This is a genomic window from Cupriavidus necator N-1 (genome assembly GCF_000219215.1).
Classification (GTDB): domain Bacteria; phylum Pseudomonadota; class Gammaproteobacteria; order Burkholderiales; family Burkholderiaceae; genus Cupriavidus; species Cupriavidus necator.
The window spans coordinates 1721552-1742264 of record NC_015723.1 but is presented as its reverse complement, the minus strand read 5'-3'; the positions used below and the strand labels follow the sequence as shown (position 1 = coordinate 1742264).

Below are 20713 nucleotides of genomic sequence, written 5' to 3'. Positions count from 1 at the left end.
CCCCGCGTCTAGAAAGGAGAGGATCCGATGGCAATGCCGGCGCTTTCGATCGTGACAGCAAAGCCGATGCCGAGGAAAGTGCCGCTCTGGTTGGGGTTGAGGATGGCGGTGACGATCCCGACCACCTCGCCATCCAGATTCACCAGCGGCCCGCCCGAGTTGCCCGGATTGGCGGCGGCGTCGAACTGGATGAGCTTGTCCAGGTCCCGCTTGCCGTCCGGCGAAACGAACCTGCGGTCGAGCCCCGACACCACGCCGGCAGACACCGACGGACCGATGCCGAACGGAAAGCCGACCGCGACGACTTCGGTCCCGGGCGCGAGGTTCCGGCTGGAACCGAGCGTCGCCGGCGGCAGGTCGTCGGGGATTGAACTGGGCCGGATCACGGCGAGGTCTTTCTCCGGGAACGCCTGCACCACCGAGGCCTCGGCCGTGTGGCCGTCGTGGAATATGACCTCCAGGCGCAGGGCGTCGGCGACGACGTGGTAGCTGGTGAGAATGATGCCGCTTTCGGTCACGACCACACCCGAACCGATGTTGCGGACTTTGCGCTTGCCGCCGGACTCGTCCTTGCCGCCCGATGGGTCGCCTTTTGCGAGTTCATCGCGAGAGGGCGGCGGGGATGGCGGGTGCGATTTGGTTTTGGGGCGTGTGGCAGGGGGATCACGTTTGGCGTTTCGGGCGGATGCCGCTTCCGTCGGCTTGTCCGCCGCCTTTTCCGCTGGCGCATAGCTGCGAACTTCCACCACCGACTCGCGAACCGCCTCTGCGGCCCTGGCTGTGCGCGAAGGCAGACGCCTGGTCTCCAACGTGTGCAGCACTGCCGCGTCGATGTCGGATTGCTTTAGGACGCGCGGCGACGGTTGCAACAGCCAGGCAGAGCCCACGACCGCGGCGAGAACCAGCGCGACCGCTGCCGAGACCCATCCGTAGATCGATACCCGTTTCATTGCCGCCCCCGAGGTCCCGTCCCGCCGTGGAAAATACAGTACCATCGTCTTACCCACGCGCCAAGGAGCACGGGTATGCAGTTTCTCTGGCCGCAAATGCTCTGGCTGCTGCTCGTGCTGCCCCTGCTGGCAGCCGCTTACCTGTACCTGCTTGCGCGGCGCAAGAAAATCGCCCTGTTGTATGCCAGCCTTGCGCTGCCGCGCGCCGCCCTGGGTCCCGGCCAACGACTGCGGCGTCACATCCCGCCGCTGCTCTTCCTGCTCGCGCTGGGCGTGGCCCTGCTGGCTTGCGCCCGTCCTACTGCGACGATCACGCTGCCGTCCGACGCCATCACCCTGGTACTGGCCATGGACACCTCCCGCAGCATGGCGGCGACCGACGTTGCACCCACCCGGATCGCCGCATCCAAGCAGGCTGCCCGGGATCTCATCGTCGGGCTGCCGGCCAGCGTGCGCCTGGGCATGGTCTCTTTTGCCGCCACGGCGACCGTGGTACTGCCCCCCACCGACAACCGGCAGGACATGCTCGATGCAATCGATCGCTTCCAGCTCCAGCACGGCACGGCGACCGGCAGCGGGCTGATCCAGGCGCTGGCAGTGTTGTTCCCCGACGATGGCATCGACCTGGAAGCAATCCTTTTCAGCGGCGAGTCGCTCGCACCCGGGCCCGGCGGCAGATCGCTGGCAGAGGCCGCCGCGGCGGACGCCGTCCGCAAGCGCGAACAGGAACGGCCGGCGGCGCAGCCCGGCTCGTATCGGCACGGTGCGGTGATCCTGCTCAGCGATGGCCGCCGCACCACCGGCCCCGACCCGCTGGACGCCGCGCGCATGGCCGCCCAGCGCGGCGTGCGCGTCTATACGGTGGGCTTCGGTACGCCGCAGGGCGCAGCCACGATAGAGTCGGGCCTGTCTTACTACATGCAGCTCGATGAACCCGCCTTGCGGGCGGTAGCGGCGATAACGGACGGCGAGTACTTCCAGGCAGGCTCGGCTGCGGACCTGAGCCGAGTGTATCGCCAGCTCAGCGCCCGCTTCGCGCTCGAGCGCAAGGAAACCGAGATCAGTGCATTGTTCTCGGCAGCAGCGGTCCTGCTGCTGGGGGTGGCGTGCGGGCTCTCGATGTTGTGGTTCCGGCGGTGACCTGAAGCATGCTTGATGTAGCGGCCGGGTTCATTCCCCGAGCCATCCATAGGCGCAGCGGGTGTATTTCCAGCCTGGATTTCACCCGGGAACCGAGACGGACAGAGAGGCGCGCCACGCGAGGTTGACAACATTGTGCTGACCCTTACAGACGTCTCCAAGACATACAACGGCGCCCGACCGCGCACCGTTCTCCGCGGAGTCAGTCTTGCGCTGGACGCCGGCGAATATGTCGCCGTCATGGGTGAATCTGGCGTGGGCAAGTCGACGCTGCTCCACCTGATCGCCGGCCTGGATCGGCCCGACAGTGGCTGCATCCAGTTCGACGGACAGGACCTGGGCAAGCTGGACGACGATGCCGCAACCTTGCTGAGGCGGCGAAAGCTGGGGTTCGTGTTCCAGGCCTTCCATGTTCTGCCGAATTTGAGCGCGGCGCAGAACGTGGCGCTGCCTCTGCTGTTGAACGGCCTCGAGTGGGAAAAGGCGTCGGCCCGCGTTGCCGAGATGCTTGCCGCGGTTGGGCTTGAGGGGCGCGAGGACAGTATGCCGCGCGAGCTTTCCGGCGGGGAACTGCAGCGGGTGGCGATTGCACGTGCCCTGGTACACCGGCCGATGCTGCTGCTGGCAGATGAGCCCACTGGCAACCTTGATCACGAGACGGCTGCGCGGGTGCTGAGCCTGCTGCGCGAACTGGTCAACGCAAACGGCACGGCCGCGATTATCGTCACGCACTCGGCACTGGCTGCGGCGACGGCGGATCGCGTCTTGCAGTTGACGCCAGGCGGATTGACGCCGCTGGGGCCCCAGCCGCCGATGAGCGCGGCAGCCTGAGCCATGCGAACGCCGCGCTCGCTCGGCCTTGCGCTACTTCTGGGCGAATTGGGCGCCCATCCCGGACGCGCCATCATCGGCATCCTTGCCGTGGCCATCGGTGTGGCAATGGGCTATGGCGTGCATCTGGTCAACCACGCTGCACTGGCAGAGTTTTCCCAGGCGGTGCGCTCGTTGATGGGGAATGCCGATCTGGAGATCCGCGGGCCGCGCATGGGCTTCGATGAATCGCTCTATCCGCGCATCGCGGGCCTGCCGGAGGTGGCGGCGGCCAGCCCCGTGGTGGAAGTCAATGCGCTGGTGCCGGGGCGCACCGGTGCGCTGACGCTGTTTGGCATCGATGTGTTCCGGGCGGCGCCTGTGACCCCCAATCTGATCGGGCGGCCCGCCGAGGAGCGCGCGGGCAAGCTCGAGGTTCTCGATCCCGACGCCGTGTTCCTTTCGCCGGCGGCGCTGAGCTGGCTCGACCTCAAGCCCGGGGATCCGCTCACCGTGCAAGTCGGGCTCACCGCGCTTACGCTGCGTATTGCCGGCACGCTGCCGGCGGCGGGCGAGGGCATGCGCCTGGGCGTGATGGATATCGGTGCGGCGCAGTGGCGCCTCGACCGGCTTGGCCTGCTGCAGCGGATCGACGTCAAGCTCAGGCCGGGAGTGGACACCGACAGCTTTGCGCAAGCGGTGGCCGCGCTGCTGCCGCCAGGGGTGGTGGCGGGATCGCCGCAGGACAACGCGCGGCGAACTTCCAACCTGTCGCGCGCCTATCGGGTGAACCTGAACGTGCTTGCGCTGGTGGCGTTGTTCACAGGCGCCTTCCTGGTGTTCACGATGCAGGCTGTCTCGGTGCTGCGGCGGCGCTCGCAGCTTGCACTGTTGCGCGCCCTGGGGGTGACACGCGGTGGCCTGCTGCGGCTGCTGCTGGCGGAAGGCGCGGCTCAAGGCGCGCTCGGCGCGATGCTCGGCCTGGCGCTTGGCTTCGTCCTCGCTGCCGCGGTGCTCGGGTATGCGGGGGGCGATCTGGGCGGTGGCTACTTTGAAGGTGTAAAGCCCAAGGTCCGCTTCGACGCGCCGGCAGCGCTGATCTTCTTCGCGCTCGGGCTGTCGGCGGCGGTGCTCGGCAGTCTCGCGCCGGCATGGGAGGCCGCCCGTGCGCGGCCGGCGCAGGCGCTCAAGGCGGGCGATGAGGAGACACCGCTCAAGCGGCTGCGCTCGCCGTGGACCGGGCTTGCGGCGATGGCAGCCGGGCTTGGGCTGACGCCACTGCGGCCGGTGGCGGATCTGCCGGTCTTCGGTTATGCGGCGATCGCGCTTCTGTTGGTGGGCGCTATCCTGCTGATGCCACGGCTGGCGCATCTTGTGTTCGGCTTGCTGCCCTCTTGGCGACAGGCTGTGCCGCAGCTTGCCCTGACCCAGCTCGCCGGCGCACCGGGCCGCGCGGCCATCGCCCTGGCCGGCATTGTCGCCAGCTTCAGCCTGATGGCCGCGATGGCGATCATGGTGTCAAGCTTCCGCATCTCGGTGGACGATTGGCTGCACAATGTCCTGCCGGCTGACCTCTATTTGCGTGCTTCGTCAAGCGGCGATAGCCCGTATTTCTCGCCTGACGACCAGGCGGCCATTGCCAGCGTCCGTGGCGTTGCGCGTGCGGAGTTTCTACGTTCGAGCCAGATCCTGCTTGATCCCGAGCGTCCCCCCGTAACGGTCATTGCCAGGCCGATCGATCCGCGCAATCCGGGCGCACGGTTGCCGCTGACGGCTGCGCCCGTCGCGGCGCAGCCGGGTGATCCGCCGGCGGTATGGGTCAGCGAGGCGATGGTCGACCTCTATGGCTTCCGCCCCGGGCAACGTATCACGTTGCCGCTGCAGGGCCGGCCCGTCGCCTTCCTGGTGGGCGGCGTGTGGCGCGATTACGCGCGCCAGCATGGTACGGTGGTGATCAGCCAGGACGACTATCGACGGCTCACGGACGAGCGGCGTGTCACTGACGTCGCCCTGTGGCTGGAGCAGGGCACCGGCCCGGCGCAGGTCAAGGAGAGGCTGCGCCAGCGCGTCGCCGGCGGTGAACACATTACCTTCGCCGAGCCTGGCGAGATTCGCACCATCACCCTGAAAATCTTCGACCGCAGCTTTGCAGTGACCTACCTGCTGGAGGGCATAGCGGTCATGATCGGCCTGTTCGGCATCGGCGCCAGCTTCAGCGCGCAGGCCCTGGCGCGTGCGCGCGAATTCGGCATGCTGCGGCATCTCGGCTTCATGCGTTGGCAGATCGGCGCGATGCTGGCACTGGAGGGCGCATTACTCGCTCTGCTTGGCGTGGTAGCCGGTCTTGCGCTGGGATGGGTCATCGCCTTGATCCTGGTTCACGTTGTCAACCCGCAGTCGTTCCACTGGACCATGAGTTTGCATATGCCTTGGGCATTCCTGGCCCAGGTGGCGAGCGCGGTGGTGGCGGCGGCCTCGCTGGCTGCGCTGGCGAGCGGGCGGCACGCGATGTCGCGTAGCGCCGTGCGCGCGGTTCAGGAGGATTGGTGAAGCGGCGCTCATTCCTGCGGTTGTTGCCGGGTTGCGGCGTGGCGGGCGCGGCGCTGGGCGCAGCGCCCGCTTATCCGCCAGTCGACGCAGGCCGAACCCTGGCTTTCCCGCGCGACCACGGCGCACACCCCGACTATCGCACCGAATGGTGGTATGCCACCGGCTGGCTGCAGACGCCGGCAGGAGCGCCGCTCGGCTTCCAGGTTACGTTCTTCCGCTCGCGCCCGCAGTTCGACCAGGCCAACCCAAGCCGCTTCGCGCCGCAGCAACTGCTGTTCGCCAATGTCGCCCTGAGCGATCCCGTGGCCGGCAAGCTCCAGCACGACCAGCGCGCGGCGCGCAGCGGCTTCGGCTTGGCGCTTGCCGACACTGCCGATACCGATGTCTACATCGACAACTGGTCGCTGCGCCGAGAGGCGACGGGGCGCTACCGAGCCAGATTTCCCGCGCGGGATTTCACCCTCGATCTGACAATGGAGCCAACCCAACGGTTGTTGCTACAGGGCGAACGGGGTTTCAGCCGCAAGGGCCCTCTGGCGGCCCAGGCGAGCTATTACTACAGCCAGCCGGGGCTCAAGGTGAGCGGCACCTTGAAGCGGGGCACCCAGCAGGAAACCGTGCATGGCACTGCCTGGCTGGATCACGAATGGTCGTCGACCTTGCTGGCCGACGAGGCCGTCGGCTGGGACTGGATCGGCATCAACCTGGATGACGGCGGCGCGTTGATGGCCTTCCAGATCCGGGACAAGGCGGGGCGCAAGTTCTGGGGAGGCGGCACGCTGCGCGGCAGCGACGGGCGCGTCCAGGTACTGGCTCCCGAAGAGGTCAACTTCATGCCGGCGCGCCGTTGGCGCTCGCCTCGTACCGGCACGAGCTATCCGGTTGCCATGCGGTTGAACGCAGGCGATCTCACACTCGAACTGGTACCGCTGATGGATGATCAGGAACTCGATAGCCGCGCGAGCACCGGCGCGGTCTATTGGGAGGGCGCGGTGACTGCATTGCGGGGAGGCAACGCGGTCGGACGGGGTTACCTTGAACTAACTGGGTATTTCCAGCGCCTCAATCTTTGAGGCGGGATGTCCAGGATGGTGACCTCTGCGAGGCCCGTGTGGCCATGCGCGTAGCTGCAGCTGGAGTCAGAAGCGGCTTGATATCCGGTCGATGGCCGATGAAGGCACGGTATGCCAGTTGCACGCGCACTGACATACCGATTCTGGGTGTTGCAGCCAGATGATTGGCTTTGTTCTCGCGGGCTCGCCACCCCCCTCTTTGGTGGGACCTTCTCCAGGGGAAAGCCGATTGCCCTGCTATTTCCGTCACGCTATGATGATTTTCAAATAGCGCGCCGCGTGCTCCCTACTCCTTGGCAATTGCGGGCAGCGTAAAGAAAGGCCCCGCCGGGCAATGGAGGGGTCAATTGGTAAAGGACGACTACAAGCACTGGAGACGCCGGTGGCTGCGGTGGCACTCGCGGTCTCTGCTGGCAAGCGCACTAGTATTGCAGCGAGGTGAGTGTGATGCCTACCTTAACGAGATGCTGAGGGCATACCTTGCCTACGGCGACTTCACCGAAAACGAAGTTGATTTCATTTTTCGACGAGTCTCCCACGGCGTACGGATGCTCGGGTCACACCTGGATGCATCAGTCTTTGCCCGGCGTGCCCAGGAACGAATCCGAGCCCATGGGCTTAGACTGATGACGGACGCATCCGAGGTCTTCGGCTAGGACCCATAGTGAATGCGAGGCGGGCTACAGTGTCGTGGCCAGTCACACCTCATGCAGTACAGTGTCAAGCCTTCGTGCCGCTGAAACGCCCGCGAAGCTCGCACTTCATCCGGGAGATTGCTTCCCGGAGCCAACAGAAAGCCATGGCGGCTAAAGTAGCTCGCACAGCGGTTCCACAAGAACACTGCCTGCCGGTAACCACTGGCCCGTGCGCTCTCAAATTCTATTCGTTGGCCGCATAAGCCAACCATCACCGCTGGCTTCTTGTCGACTGATCTCTCTTGTTGCGACAAAACTGCGAAAAACACTAAACTTCAATACACTGGCTGAACGATTTCATTAATCCGTTGCATCGACCCGTTTAATCCACAGCTTCCAGTCAGGCAATCACCATTGCGAAAGGTATGCCGCGGGTATCCGGCATCATGAAGCGTCAACGAGACGAGTGAACAGGGGCGAGTTGCCTATCACCAGCTGCGACTGCGGTCACCGTGACCTGCGTTACCCGTTTTGCAGCTGTCGCCCGGTTTAGCCACTAGCCTAGTGGGCCCCGATACGGGGAGCGTGCATCCGGCCGAGCGCGGGAATGGCCGCCAAGTCGACAAGCTGTATTGGGTGCAATGGATTTTTAAGCGGAGGACGGAAGCGTGAGCCAACTCGTCATCGCCTTGATCACGTTCCTGTGCATCTTCTGCGCCGCACTGCTTGGCCTTTACGTGCGCCGCATGTTGCCGGAGCATCACCTCAGCGAGGAATCGAGCAACGCCATCAAGCTAGCGACCGGGCTGATCGCGACCATTGCCGCCTTGGTGCTTGGGTTGCTGATCTCATCGGCCAAAAGCACGTTCGACACGGTTAAGGGTGACCTTGTGCACAATGCCGCAAGCATTGTTCGCCTTGATCGCCTGCTGGTCCAGTATGGGCCTCCAGCGCAGGAGCTCCGTGCCACTCTTCGGCGCGACTATGCGTTGTGGGTCGATCTGCTGGCATCCGACGACGCAGGCCGCACGGCACGGCTGACTAACCCGGAAATCAGCGCCCGCGTGGAGGCGTTCCAACAGAAGGTAGCGGAACTCTCGCCCACCACCCCCGCGCAACGTGAGATCCAGGCGCGCGCCCTCCGGATCTCCGATGAAGTCTTCGCGTCCCGCTCGCTGGCGCTGCTGCAAAGAGAAGGCTCCGTGGCCCTGCCGCTGCTGGTTGTGATGGTGTCGTGGCTCGCCATTATCTTTGGCGCATTCGGATTGCTCGCGCCGCGAAACGGGACCATTGTGGTCGCCTTTCTCCTGTGCGCGCTGTCAGCTTCAGGGGCGATCCTCCTGATCCTGGAAATGGATACACCGCTCGATGGCGTGATCAAGGTCTCGCTGGGGCCAATGCGTGAGGCGCTAGCGCGGCTGGGGAACTAGACAGAATGTATTGACCTGTCGCACCTCAAGCGACGTGGATTAGGCTTGAGGTGGGTTAAACCAACAACCCAGAGCCACAATTGAGGGGGCAGGTCATGGACAAGTTTAGCAAGTACGTAGGCTTGGTCGTACACCAGGAAACGATCGCCGTTGCGGTGGCGCAGGCAGGCAGCGAAGTCCGGTACGTGGGGGGATCATGAATACCCCGAAGGCCTGCTCGTCGATGTTGGCCGGATTGGACGCGCCAACGCGAGTATAGTCACGAATGGCGCTCGCGCGGGCTTGGGTGTTGGAGAGTTCCCGCACGAGCGCTACCGCAGTGCGCACCGTACGCTGCCTACAGGAGCTCCCCATCGCTTTGTGCCGCATTGCGCTCCAGCATGACTTCCCAGGCCCGCTTCTCCGTACGCTTGTTTGGCGAGTTCCAGCTCGACGGCGCTGACGCGCCCCTGTTCAACGCAAACTCCCCCCGCTTGCAGGCACTGCTCGCCTGCCTTGTCCTGCATCGCGACGCACCGCAGACGCGGCAGCAGCTCGCCGTGCTGTTCTGGCCTGATTCCTCGCAGGCGCAGGCGCGCAATGCCCTGCGTCAACTGCTGTTTCAGCTGCGCAAGACCTGGCCGGAGGCAGATCAGTTTGTCCATGCCGATGCGCAAACGGTGCAATGGCTGCCCGATTCGGCGCCCGACCTCGATGTAGCGCAGTTCCAGTCCGCGCTTGCGGCTGCGGCCAGGGCCTCGAGGCACGGCGACGCCGGCGCTGAAGAAGAGCTGCTGACGCATGCCGCGGATCTCTATCGCGGTGACCTGCTGGCCAACTGCTATGACGAGTGGATCCGCCCCGAGCGCGAAAGGTTGCGCGAACAGTGCATCGCGGCGCTTGCGCGCCTCGGTCAACTGAGTGAGGACCGGCGCGACTATGCAAAGGCGTTGAAGCACACACAGCAGTTGCAGCGGCTCGACCCGTGCCGCGAACCTACCTGCATGGCGCTGATGCGCCTGCACGCGCTGAACCACGACCACGCATCGGCCATGCGCGCCTATCGTAGCTGTGTGGAAACGCTCGCGCGCGAACTGGGCGTCCTGCCCGGCGAACCCATGCGCGAGGCCTATGCGCGGCTGGCCGGCCAGGCCGCGTCAATGCAGCGCCAACGCCCGCGGGATGCGATGCTGCCAATGATTGGCCGGCATGGCGAATGGCGCCGGTTGCTTGAAGTCTGGCAGCGTACCCAACTGGCCGACAAGCAGTTTGTCCTGATCCTGGGCGAAGCCGGCATCGGCAAATCACGCCTGGCGGAGGAGCTGCTCGTCCATCTGGCCGAGCAAGGCATCACCGTGGCGCATTCGCGCGCCTATGCGGCCGAGGGACAGCTCGCGTTTGCGCCGGTGACCGGCTGGCTGCGCAGCCCTGGCCTGAGTGGCGCGATCGGCAATCTCGACAGACTGTGGCTGACCGAGGTCACGCGCCTGTTGCCCGAACTCCTCACGCAGCAATCCGGACTGTCGCCGCCGTCGCCCCTTACCGAGTACTGGCAACGCCAACGGTTCTTCGAGGCGCTTGCGCGAGCGGTGCTTGCACAAGGCGGGCCACTGCTGTTGCTGCTCGACGACCTGCAATGGTGCGACGGCGAGACGCTCGAATGGCTGCGCTTCCTGATGCGTTTCGACGGGGCGGCAAGGCTGATGGTGGTCGCGACGGCGCGCTCCGAGGAAATCATGCCGCTGCACGCGGCGAACCGGCTGCTGGACGCACTGCGCCGCGACGACCAGTTCATCGAGATCTCATTGGGGACACTCGATGCTGCCGAAACGGCAAAGATTGCGGCCCAGATCCTGGACCGTCCGCTGGCCGACGCGGAGGCAACCCGGCTGTTCGAAGAGAGCGAGGGTAACCCGCTGTTTGCGGTCGAAATGATGCGGGCTCGCTCCGACACCATGCCGGTCGGGGACGCACAGGGCGGCATGGCGTCGAAGTTGCCGCCCAAGGTTTACACGGTCATCTCGAACCGGCTGGCACAGCTTCCTCCGGGCGCCCGCGATATCGTCGGGGTTGCTGCAATCATTGGACGGGCGTTCACGACCGACATCCTCGCCCAGGCAAGCGACCTCGGCGAGGATGCCCTGGCAGGCGCATTGGACGAGCTGTGGCAGCGGCGCATCGTGCGCCAGACCGACGGTGGTGGCCTGGCCTTTGACTTCAGCCATGACAAGATCCGCGACGTGGCATACGCCGACGTGAGTCCGCTGCAGCGCCGCCGCCTGCATTTGCGCGTGGCGCGAGCGCTCGAGCAGGCGCCAGGCGATGCGCCCGACGCGACAAGCGCGCAGATCGCCTCGCACTATGAGCGGGCGGGCCTGCCAGCCCAGGCGGCGGCATTCTATCGGCGCGCGGCCGGCGTTGCGCAGAGTGTGTACGCCTATGACGATGCCATTGCCTTGCTGACGCGCGGGCTGGCGCAAGCGGACCGGATTGCCGATCCGCAGGAGCGCGCCAGTCAATCGCTGGCCCTGCAACTCGACCTTGCGCCACCGATTCGCATCGCCCGAGGCTGGGCAGCCCCCGAACTGGAGGCGCCGCTGCGGCGCGCGGTGGAACTGAGCCGGCTGGCGGGTGACACCAGTCAGCAAGCACGCGCCCAGGTCAGCCTTTCATTTTTCCTGGTGGTGAGGGCGGAACTCGCACAGGCACGCAGCCTGAGCGAGGAACTGATTGCGGGCTGGGGGCCGTCGGGCTCCGATACTTACTCGGTGATGGCATGGACCAGCGTCATGGGTAGTCTGGTCCAGCAAGGCGACTGGATGGCTGCCGAGCCCGCGTATCAACGCGCGCACGGCGCTTATGACGAGGCCCAGCACGCCGAGCATGCGTCCCTGATGGGCGGTAACTTCGGCGTGCTGGCCGCCGCGTGGTCGGCGCATGGATTGTGGTTCAGGGGGTTTGCCGATCAGGCCCTTCAGCGTGGACGCGAAGCGCTGGAGGTGGCGAACCGCGTAGCACACCCGTTCTCCCAGGCACTCGCGCTGTCCTATCTTGCGACGCAGCATGCGCTGCAGCATGAGTACGGTCACACGCTGCACTATGCCCGCCAGGCACACGAGATCGCCGAGCAGTACCACGTAGGCTATTACCTGGCCTGGGCAGGCATCCTGCTCGCCTGGGCGAACGCCAAGCAGTCGCCCGGCGCCGACGCCGTGGTGGCGATGCAGGCGGCGATCGAGGGCTTTCACGCGACCGGGGCGCGCCTGCGTCTGCCGCTCTATCTGGGCATGCTGGCTGAGTGCCTGGGCGACGTAGGAGAGACCGAGGCTGCGTTGGCGGCTTTGGACCAGGCGTTCGAATGCGCCGGGCGCACTGGCGAGCACTGGGTGGACGCCGAGCTGTACCGTCTGCGCGGTGAATTGCTGCTGCGCAGCAGGGCAAACCTTGCCGAAGCCGAGTCATCGCTGATCAAGGCGATCGAGATCGCCACGGCCCAACGCGCGCTCCCGCTTGAACTGCGTGCCACTTTGTCATGGACAACGCTGCGAACGTCGCAGGGACGCACCAATCCGCATGAGGTGGTCGAGGCGCCGCTTGCGCGATTCACCGAGGGCTTCGATCAGCCCGACATCGTCAAGGCGCGGGCGCTACTCGCGCGTTAGTTTCGGCTCGACCACCGTGCGCCGGTCGGGAGGCGGAATCGCCCATGTAACGGCTCGCCTAACGCTTTCGAAACGCCAAGGTTGCTAAAACTCCTGCATACCAACCGGACAGGAGACAACCATGGAAGCTTCGTTGAGCGAACCCGTTGCAACCGCGCTCAATGCGCATTTTCGGGGACAACTGATTCAGCCGGGCGACGCGGCTTACGACCAGGCGCGTGCCGTGTACAACGGAATGATCGACAAGCGTCCTGCGATCATCGCGCGCTGCGTTGATGTTGCGGACGTCATCGCGGCGGTGAACGCCGCGCGCGACAGCGGGATGCTGCTGGCGGTGCGTGGCGGCGCGCACAATGGCGCCGGGCTCGGCACATGCGATGGTGGACTGGTGATCGACCTGTCGCCCATGAAGGGCGTGTTTGTCGATGCCGGACGCAGGACGCTGCGGGTTGGCGGTGGCTGCACCTGGGGCGATGTGGATCACGCCGCCAGTGCCTACGGGCTGGCGACGCCGAGTGGCTTCATCTCGACCACTGGCGTGGGCGGACTGACGCTCGGCGGCGGCATCGGCTACCTCAGCCGCGCCTATGGCCTGACGATCGACAACCTGCTCAGCGCCGAGGTCGTGCTGGCCGACGGGCGAGTCGTCACCGCAAGCGACGACGAAAATGCCGACCTGTTCTGGGCGTTGCGCGGCGGCGGTGGCAACTTCGGCGTGGTGACGTCGTTCGAGTTCAAGGCTCATCCCGTAGCCACGGTCTATGGCGGCCCGATGCTGTGGCCGATGGAGCAGGCACGCGAGCTGATGACATGGTGGCGCGACTTCATCCTGAGCGCGCCGCAGGACATCAATGGCTGGTTCGGTTTCGTCACGGTGCCGCCCGCAGCGCCCTTCCCGGAGGAAGTCCACCTGCGGAAGATGTGCGCCGTAGTGTGGTGCTACACCGGACCGCTCGACCAGGCCGAAACGCATTTCCGTCCGATTCGCGAGGCCATGCCGCCGGCGGTGGACTTTGCCGGGCCAATCCCCTGGCCTGTCCTGCAGAGCCTGTTCGACGGACTGTATCCGGCGGGCTTGCAGTGGTACTGGAAAGCCGACTTCGTCAGCGACCTGAGCGACAAGGCCATCGATCTGCACATCAAGTACGCGCAGCAGTTGCCGTCGATGCACTCGACCATGCACCTGTATCCGATCAATGGTGCAGCGCATCGCGCCAGTTGCGACGACACGGCCTTCAGCTACCGCGATGCCAGTTTTGCCAGCGTGATTGTCGGCGTGGATCCCGACCCGGCCAACAACGATCGCATCGTGCAGTGGGCAAAGGACTACTGGCTGGCCCTGCATCCGCACTCTGCTGGCGGCGGCTACATCAACATGATGATGGACGAGGGCAATGACAACGTGAAGGCGTCCTATCGCGACAACTATGCGCGACTGGCCGAGATCAAGCGCAAATACGACCCGGCCAACCTGTTCCGCGTGAATCAGAACATCAGGCCCGCCTGACGCAACACGCTTGCGACATCGGGCGCAAGTACCCCTTATCCAGGAGTCCGGCGCGACGCCGCTGCCACGATGGGATGGCAGCCGGCCCACGCCAGGAAACGGCTTGCACGGCAGAGGCGATCCCGTGCGGGCGATACCGTTCCGTAGCTGATCGCCTGCACGAGGAGTGCCGTCGCGGCAACGCCGCCGACACCCCTGTTGGAGATTGCAATGCATAAGACCCTTGCCAAGACCCTGCTTGCCGCTGCCGCACTTGCCGCCGGGCTCAGCCAGACCGCCCACGCCGGTGCATATGCTGATGCGCTGATCGTTGCCGCGCCGGAACACAACGGCCAGCGCGACGCCTTTACCGATGGCGCGCACAGTCCGGCCACCGAGGCCGCCATGCTGCCCGTGGTCGCGCATCAGGGCAGGTCCGTGTGTGCGGTCCGTGGCTTTGATCCGTACCTAGACGGCATGCGCAAGCCTGACCCCTACACCGATGGCGCCCGCATCAGCTCGCGCGATGGCTTCACCGACGGCGCGCGCAGCGACGCGCGCGACAGCGGGGAGTGCCTGTCCTGAGCATGGCAGGGCAACGGGGCGGTTGGTCTGAGCCCGCTCCGTTGTCCAGGCGCGGGAGTATGCGCCATGATTCGGGCATGCCCCGATATGCCGCAACCCTGCTGTCAGGCAACCAAGTCCCAATCGGCCAGCCGGTAGTCCACCTTCGGCGGCACCTGCAATGTGGAGGGAAGCGGCGAGGAATCGCTGCACTCTGAGCTTCTCTGATTGAGTTGGCGAACGTACCACATACCAATAAGAAAGCGCTGCGGAAGAGGGGGCAGCATCTCAGTCGCCGACTGATCGCGCTTGGACGCAACATAAAGAAGAAACTGACCTCTATTATGTAACGCCACTCGTGCGGTTATACTCCGCGCTTCACTCACAACTATGAATAACAAAACATGGTCGCAACAACTAAAACGACACGGGTAAGTGCAACTGCCAAGGGCAAGCCTGCCGCAAAGAAGGTGGTCGTGCCAACGAAAAAGGCCAGCGTGCTTGCCCGCGAGGCACAGGCAGCGAAGAAGCGCTTGCTGAAGCTGCGCGCCGACACGAAGAAGGCAATTGAAGCGGCTAAGCGCGAGGTTGCCCAGGCAGTGGAAGCCGCAAAGGCCGCGGCCCGTTTTGAAAAGCAAGCGGCAAAGGACAAGCTCTTGGCGAAGAAGGCCAAGGCTGCAGGCGCCAAGAAGGCGACGAGCAGTAAAGCTGCCGTAACGAAAGCAGTCGCGAAAAAGGCCGCACCCGGTACTAAGGGCAAGGTTGCCGCGAAAGCAGGCCCGAAGGCGGTCGCAGTGAAATTTGTGACGAAGAAGCGGGCTTCGGCAAAGAAAGTGGTTCCGGCTGTAGCGTCGCCTGAAGCGTCGGCGTGATCCTTGCCTCGGCTGGTAACGCGATGTCGCCAACCAGCCGATTGATGCAAGATGGGGGCACTGCTGAGAAATGCTGAAGCCGACGAACTTTGTGCTGACGGCTTTACCCCCCTTCTTTCACTAGAGCATCGAATGAGCTGTCTTGCTGCAAGCAATCACGGCCGATGATGGCACTTCCATAGATCCATGGTTTGCGCTTGGTCATAGGTATCGGACATTTGATCGAGGCGTGACTGTAGCTTGCCATAACGCGGTCACCGCCGCGTGGGTCGTAGCAAGTCTCGTCCTGGCCGAAAGCAGACGACTAAGTGATCAGCAATTTCGCGACCGTGAGTATCGCCGCAGCGGTCGATGCCTATGGGTTCCCCTTCGCCAGACGCATCGGGTTCACCAGCCGGTCAAATTCCTCACCGCTCAGAAATCCTAGCGCAATCGCGGCTTCCCGCGGCGAAATTCCCTTCGCAACGGCAAGCGTCGTGATCTGCGCTGCACGGTCGTAGCCCAGCACCGGGTTGAGCGCGGTCACCGCAAGCAGCGGACTGTCCAGGTTGCGTGCCAGCTGATCTTGGTTGGGGACCAGCCCCTGCACCAGCCGTTGCGCGAACACCCGCGCACTGTCGGCCAGCACGCGCACCGACTGCAGCACGTTGTAGATCAGCACCGGCTTGGCCACGTTCAGTTCAAAGCTGCCGGAGGCGCCAGCCATGGTCACCGTGACATGATTCCCGGCTACCTGCATGGCGGCCTGCACCATCACCTCGGCGATGGTCGGGTTGCGCTTGCCGGGCATGATCGACGAGGTCAGGCCGTCCTCCGGAATCAGCAGCTCGCCGAGCCCGCAGCGCGGGCCCGAGCCGAGCCAGCGCAGGTCGTTGGCGATCTTGGTGAAGGAGACGGCGATCACGTTGAGCACGCCGGACAGTTCGACCAGTGCATCGTGCGCGGCCATGCCCTCGACTTTGCACGGGTTGGGGCGGAAGGCGAGGCCCGTCAGCTGGCTGGCTTCCGCACAAAACGCCTGGGCGAAGCCCGCCGGCGCGTTCAGGCCGGTGCCGGCCGCAGTGCCGCCCTGCGGCAGCAACAGCATGCGGGGCAGGGCGTCGCGCACGCGCTCGATGGCGTGATCGACCTGCGCGGTGAAGCCTTCGAAAGCCTGGCCCATGGTCATGGGTACGGCATCCATCAGGTGCGTGCGCGCGATCTTGAGCACATCCGCAAAGGCGTGGGCGCGCTCGAGCAGGGTGTCGCGCAGCAGCGCCAGCGCGGGCAGCAGGCGGTCTTCCAGTTCCAGCGCGGCGGTCATGTGCATGACGGTCGGGAAACTGTCGTTGGAAGACTGCGACGCGTTGACGTGGTCGTTCGGGTGCACCGGCGCGCGCGTGCCCAGGGACTGGCCTAGCCGCTCGTTGGCGCGGTTGGCGATGACCTCGTTGGCGTTCATATTGGTCTGCGTGCCCGAGCCGGTCTGCCAGATGGTCAGCGGAAAATGGCTGTCGAACTGGCCGCTGCGCAACTCGGCCGCGGAGGCGATGATGGCCTCGGCGATGGCGGCATCCAGCACGCCGCAGCGCAGGTTGGCCTGGGCCGCCGCCATCTTGTGCGCGCCGAAGGCGTGGACCAGGCAGGCGGGGAAGCGTTCTTCTCCGACCTCGAAGATCGCCAGCGCCCGCTGCGTCTGGGCGCCCCAGTAGCGGTCGGCGGGGATGTCGACCGGCCCGAAGGCGTCGTGTTCTATGCGCAATCCGGACATGGTGCTCAGTCCAGCGAGATGTTGGCCTTGGCCGCCACGGTCTTCCAGCGGGTGATCTCGGACTGGGTGTGCTTGCCCAGCGCCGCGGCGGTGTATTGCTCAGGCGGCAGCATCTGGATTGCCTGTGCGGTCATCTTGCCGGTGAAGGCCTTGTCGCTCATCACCTTCAGGTAGGCCTGCTGCATCTTGTCGACCACGGCCTGCGGCGTGCCCCTGGGCGCGTAGATGCCGTACCACGTGCTGGCTTCAAAGCCGGGCAGCCCCGACTCCGCCAGCGTCGGCACATCCTTGAGCTGCGCCACGCGGGTGGCCGAGGTCACCGCCAGTGGCCGCACCTTGGACTCGGTGATCTGCGGCAGCGCGGTATTGGTCTGGTCGAACATGCCATCCACCTGCCCGCCGATCACGTCGATCAGCGCGGGGCCGGCGCCCTTGTACGGCACCAGCGACACCTGCATACCCGCCGACGCGGCGAACAGCGTCGCCACCAGGTGCGAGGTGGAGCCCATGCCGGCGTTGCTGATATTGAGCTTGCCCGGGTTCTTCTTGCCGTACTCGACCAGCGCGCGCACGTCCTTGGCGGGATGGTCCTTGCGCACCATCAGCACCATCGGCGTATCCGGGAAGCGGAACACCGGCGCAAAATCCTTGACCGGGTCGTAGGGCAGCTTCTTGTACAGCGCGGGGGCCGCGCCCATGTAGCCCATGTGCCCCACCAGCATGGTGTAGCCGTCAGCCGGCGCGCGCGCCGCCTTGGCCGCGCCGACAGTGCCGCCGGCGCCCGGCGAGTTTTCGATGATGATCGACTGGCCGACCTCGCGCGAGACGCGCTCGGCAATGGTGCGCGCCAGCGCGTCGGTCGGTCCGCCCGCTGCGAACGGGACGATCCAGGTGATCGGCTTGGTCGGCCAGGCCTGGGCCAACGCCGGGGTAGCGGCCGCCGCCGTGGCGATGGCCAGTGCCGCGCACGCGGCCAGCTTGCTGATGGGGTTCATGGGGTTTGTCTCCTGTGTCGGTGTTCTTGTGATGGCAGATCGCCTGTGCCTTGTTCAGCGGCATGCCGGGCGACTGGTCTGCGGTTTCAGGCTGCGGATTGCTTGGAAAGGGCAATGGCGCGGTCGACCATCTGCGGCGCGAGGCCCAGGTAGTTGGCCGGATCGGTCATGCGGTCGATGGTGGCGCGGTCGAAGTGTTGGGTGACCTCGGGCAGCGCGGCGAGCGCGTCGGCCAGCGTTCCGCCGTGTTCGTTGACGGTGCGGCAGGCGTCGTAGACTACGTCGTGCGCCTGCTGGCGGCCGATATGGGGGGCCATGCCCATCATCACGGCCTCGGCCACGATCAGGCCCTTGGAGATGCCCAGGTTGTGCTTCATGCGGGCTTCATCGACGATCAGGCCGCCCAGCGCGAACCTGGCCTGGTGCAGCGCGCCGGCGCTCAGGATGAAGCTCTCGGGGATGGCGATCCATTCCGCATGCCAGGGGCCGGTGGCGCGTTCGAAGTCCTGCACCATCGCGTCGACCATCAGGCCGGCGTGCTGGCGCACCGCCTTGGAGGCCGCCAGCATCAGCTCGCTGGAGATCGGGTTGCGCTTCTGCGGCATGGTGCTGCTGGCGCCACGGCCCTTGACGAAGGGCTCGTAAACCTCGGCGAACTCGGTCGACGCCATGATCATGATGTCGAGCGCGATCTTGCCGAGCGAGCCGGTGATCAGTGCGAGCAGGTTCACTGCCTCGGCAAAGCCGTCGCGCGCCACGTGCCAGGTGGTTGCGGGAACGCCCAGGCCCAGTTCTTCAGCCAGGGCTTCCTGCACGGCGAAGCCTTTGTTGTCGCCTTGTCCGCCCAGCGACGCCAGCGTGCCCGCGGCGCCGGCGAATTCGACCACGGCCACGCGGGGGCGCAGTTCTGCCAGGCGCTGCTGGTGGCGGTCGAACATGGCCAGCCAGATCGCCACCTTGTAGCCGAAGGTCACCGGTAGCGCCTGCTGCAGGTGGGTTCGGCCCGCCATCGGGGTGTCGCGGTGCTTCACCGCCAGGTCGGCCAGGATGCCGCGCAGTTCGCGGATATCGGCGTCGATGCTGTCGAGCGCGTCGCGCACCTGCAGCGCGACCGCGGTGTCCATGATGTCTTGCGTGGTGGCGCCCCAGTGCACGTAGCGCCCGGCCTCGCCGCACATCGCTACCAGCTGGTGCACCAGCGGCAGGATCGGATAGCCGACAATGTCGGTCTCCTCGCGCATGTGGTCGAAGTCGATGCGCTCCAGGCGCGATTCGCGGGCGATGACCTCGGCTGCTTCCGCCGGGATCACGCCGACCCTGGCCTCGGCCCTGGCGAGCCCGACCTCGACGTCGATATAGCGCTGGATCAGCGCCACATCGGAGAAGATCTGGCGCATCTTGGCGGTGCCAAAGGCATCGCGGAACAGGATGGAATCAACGACGGTGCTGGCGGTGGGGGCAGAGAACAGGGTCATGGTGCTACCTTGAGGGGAAAGGGGCAGTCCGGTAATATGTTCGAACATATCCACATTAAATATGTTCGAACATATTTAGAAAATGAGGGTTAACCCGCGTTCAATGGTTGTGACGCGGCAGGCGGTCATGAATAAATCCAATCCAGCAGAGATCAGCAGGCAACTTATCGAGGGGATCACCACCGGCCGCTACGCGGTCGGGTCGCTGCTGCCCACCGAATTCGAGCTGTGCGAGCAGTACCAGGCCAGCCGCTACACCATCCGTGCGGTGCTGCAGGAGTTGCAGCAGCTGGGACTGGTGTCGCGGCGCAAGAATGTGGGCACGCGGGTGGAATCGGCCAGGCCGCGGCCGGTGTTCCGGCCGTCGCTGGCGTCGGTGGATGACCTGGTGCAGTTCGGCGCGGAGCACCTGCGCGTGGTGCAGTCGGTCGAGGAGGTTGCCGTGCCGGCCGACGTCGCGGCGGAAATCGGCTGCGCGCCCGGTGCGCGTTGGCTGCGCATCTCTAGCCTGCGCATGGATGGCGGCAAGGACGGCACGCCGATGGCGTGGACCGATGTCTACGTGGATCCTGCCTATGCGGAGATCGGCGAGATGGTGCGGGAGTCGCCCGACACGCTGGTCAGCACGCTGATCGAGTCACGCTATGACCGGCAGATTGCAGAGATCTACCAGGATGTGCGCGCGGTTGCGGTCAGCGACCGGCGCGTTGCTGACGCGCTCAGGCTGGACCCTGGCGCCGCGGCGCTGAAGATCGTGCGGCGCTATATGGATGCGGCCGGCGAGACGTTCGAAGTCTCGGTGACGGTGCATCCCGCGGACAGCTTTTCGGTATCGATGCGCTTGCAGCGCTCGGCCGGCTAATCAGGCCGCGGTTGCTGGGGCGCGGCCGGCAAATGCCGCCTACGGAGTGCGCGCCGCAGGTCTCGTGTCGCGCACCGTGGTCGGGGCGGGGTACACGTCGTCGCTGGGCGCAATCGGTTGACGGGGCGGTGGCGGTGTCGCCGCGGTATCCCGCGGGACTCCCTCGCATCCCGCCAGGGCCGCGGCCAGAAGGGCGATGAGGGAGCACACAGCCAAGCCGCAACGGAAGGCGTGACCGGCGCGGGAGAAGAGCGTGCGGTGCTGCATAAGCGGGCCCCAGTGGCAATGGTGATTGTAGCTTAGCCTACTGGCGCACAAAGAAACGTCCCTTGAATACGTGGTTCAAGCCTGACGTCCCCCCTATCCACCCGACAGTTGAATTTTGGGCCGCGACGGCAAACTCGCAACAAGCCGGGGCAGTGTGTAACGAATCTATAGGTAGTGGCGTATGCGCCATATTAGAGCCGGTGCAAGCAGGTA

At 65.4% G+C, this 20713-nt stretch carries 14 protein-coding genes and 1 pseudogene; 11 read left to right on the top strand and 4 right to left on the bottom strand.

The window, feature by feature from the left end; all coding sequences use genetic code 11:
* Positions 1–8 precede the first annotated feature (8 nt).
* Entirely contained in the window at positions 9–950 is a 942-nt protein-coding gene (locus tag CNE_RS25925) for a S1C family serine protease (protein ID WP_041228665.1), read from the bottom strand.
* Positions 951–1025: 75 nt separating this feature from the next.
* Between CNE_RS25925 and CNE_RS25920 the strand changes: the two genes are divergently transcribed.
* From CNE_RS25920 to CNE_RS25875, 10 genes and pseudogenes are all read left to right on the top strand, one after another.
* A complete protein-coding gene (locus tag CNE_RS25920; RefSeq protein ID WP_013953256.1) occupies positions 1026–2090 on the top strand; it encodes a VWA domain-containing protein in 1065 nt (354 codons plus the stop codon).
* 135 nt (positions 2091–2225) lie between these two features.
* The gene (locus CNE_RS25915; protein ID WP_013953255.1) at positions 2226–2921 is read left to right on the top strand and encodes an ABC transporter ATP-binding protein; all 696 of its coding nucleotides are present in this window, start codon (positions 2226–2228) and stop codon (positions 2919–2921) included.
* Positions 2922–2924: 3 nt separating this feature from the next.
* Positions 2925–5450 (top strand): FtsX-like permease family protein, encoded by a 2526-nt coding sequence (locus CNE_RS25910; protein ID WP_013953254.1) that lies wholly within the window; start codon positions 2925–2927, stop codon positions 5448–5450.
* Positions 5447–6523, top strand: coding sequence for a lipocalin-like domain-containing protein (locus CNE_RS25905; RefSeq protein WP_013953253.1), 1077 nt, complete (start codon positions 5447–5449; stop codon positions 6521–6523). The genes CNE_RS25910 and CNE_RS25905 overlap by 4 nt, the downstream gene beginning before the upstream one ends.
* Positions 6524–7826: 1303 nt before the next feature.
* Positions 7827–8588, top strand: coding sequence for a bestrophin-like domain (locus CNE_RS25895; protein WP_013953252.1), 762 nt, complete (start codon positions 7827–7829; stop codon positions 8586–8588).
* A 95-nt stretch (positions 8589–8683) separates the two neighbouring features.
* Positions 8684–8826: pseudogene (locus tag CNE_RS43315) on the top strand (IS110 family transposase); the annotation flags it as partial.
* Positions 8827–8968: 142 nt separating this feature from the next.
* Positions 8969–12229 (top strand): ATP-binding protein, encoded by a 3261-nt coding sequence (locus CNE_RS25890; RefSeq protein WP_013953251.1) that lies wholly within the window; start codon positions 8969–8971, stop codon positions 12227–12229.
* A 121-nt stretch (positions 12230–12350) separates the two neighbouring features.
* A complete protein-coding gene (locus CNE_RS25885) occupies positions 12351–13736 on the top strand; it encodes an FAD-binding oxidoreductase (protein ID WP_013953250.1) in 1386 nt (461 codons plus the stop codon).
* A gap of 210 nt (positions 13737–13946) precedes the next feature.
* Entirely contained in the window at positions 13947–14300 is a 354-nt protein-coding gene (locus CNE_RS25880; protein ID WP_013953249.1) for a hypothetical protein, read from the top strand.
* A 383-nt stretch (positions 14301–14683) separates the two neighbouring features.
* Positions 14684–15151 carry a hypothetical protein gene (locus tag CNE_RS25875; protein WP_013953248.1) on the top strand — a complete coding sequence of 156 codons (468 nt, stop codon included), beginning with the start codon at positions 14684–14686 and terminating at the stop codon, positions 15149–15151.
* A 355-nt stretch (positions 15152–15506) separates the two neighbouring features.
* Here the strand turns inward: CNE_RS25875 and CNE_RS25870 are convergent, their stop codons facing one another.
* The 3 genes from CNE_RS25870 to CNE_RS25860 form a co-directional block, all read right to left on the bottom strand.
* A complete protein-coding gene (locus CNE_RS25870) occupies positions 15507–16901 on the bottom strand; it encodes a class II fumarate hydratase (RefSeq protein WP_013953247.1) in 1395 nt (464 codons plus the stop codon).
* A 5-nt stretch (positions 16902–16906) separates the two neighbouring features.
* On the bottom strand, positions 16907–17896 hold the full coding sequence (locus tag CNE_RS25865) for a tripartite tricarboxylate transporter substrate binding protein BugD (protein WP_013953246.1): 990 nt from the start codon (positions 17894–17896) through the stop codon (positions 16907–16909).
* Between the two features lie 86 nt (positions 17897–17982).
* Positions 17983–19371, bottom strand: a complete 1389-nt coding sequence (locus CNE_RS25860) for a class-II fumarase/aspartase family protein (protein WP_013953245.1) — start codon at positions 19369–19371, stop codon at positions 17983–17985.
* 127 nt (positions 19372–19498) lie between these two features.
* On the opposite strand from CNE_RS25860, the gene CNE_RS25855 reads away from it, so the two are divergent.
* Positions 19499–20233 (top strand): GntR family transcriptional regulator, encoded by a 735-nt coding sequence (locus CNE_RS25855; RefSeq protein WP_041228907.1) that lies wholly within the window; start codon positions 19499–19501, stop codon positions 20231–20233.
* Positions 20234–20713: the final 480 nt, after the last annotated feature.

Bases quoted from the DNA above. Each gene is read 5' to 3' on its own strand.
- CNE_RS25875 (WP_013953248.1), top strand. From the start codon at position 14,684: ATGGTCGCAACAACTAAAACGACACGGGTAAGTGCAACTGCCAAGGGC.
- CNE_RS25865 (WP_013953246.1), bottom strand. From the start codon at position 17,896: ATGAACCCCATCAGCAAGCTGGCCGCGTGCGCGGCACTGGCCATCGCC.
- CNE_RS25925 (WP_041228665.1), bottom strand. From the start codon at position 950: ATGAAACGGGTATCGATCTACGGATGGGTCTCGGCAGCGGTCGCGCTG.
- CNE_RS25885 (WP_013953250.1), top strand. From the start codon at position 12,351: ATGGAAGCTTCGTTGAGCGAACCCGTTGCAACCGCGCTCAATGCGCAT.
- CNE_RS25855 (WP_041228907.1), top strand. From the start codon at position 19,499: ATGAATAAATCCAATCCAGCAGAGATCAGCAGGCAACTTATCGAGGGG.
- CNE_RS25870 (WP_013953247.1), bottom strand. From the start codon at position 16,901: ATGTCCGGATTGCGCATAGAACACGACGCCTTCGGGCCGGTCGACATC.
- CNE_RS25860 (WP_013953245.1), bottom strand. From the start codon at position 19,371: ATGACCCTGTTCTCTGCCCCCACCGCCAGCACCGTCGTTGATTCCATC.
- CNE_RS25890 (WP_013953251.1), top strand. From the start codon at position 8,969: ATGACTTCCCAGGCCCGCTTCTCCGTACGCTTGTTTGGCGAGTTCCAG.
- CNE_RS25920 (WP_013953256.1), top strand. From the start codon at position 1,026: ATGCAGTTTCTCTGGCCGCAAATGCTCTGGCTGCTGCTCGTGCTGCCC.
- CNE_RS25880 (WP_013953249.1), top strand. From the start codon at position 13,947: ATGCATAAGACCCTTGCCAAGACCCTGCTTGCCGCTGCCGCACTTGCC.
- CNE_RS25910 (WP_013953254.1), top strand. From the start codon at position 2,925: ATGCGAACGCCGCGCTCGCTCGGCCTTGCGCTACTTCTGGGCGAATTG.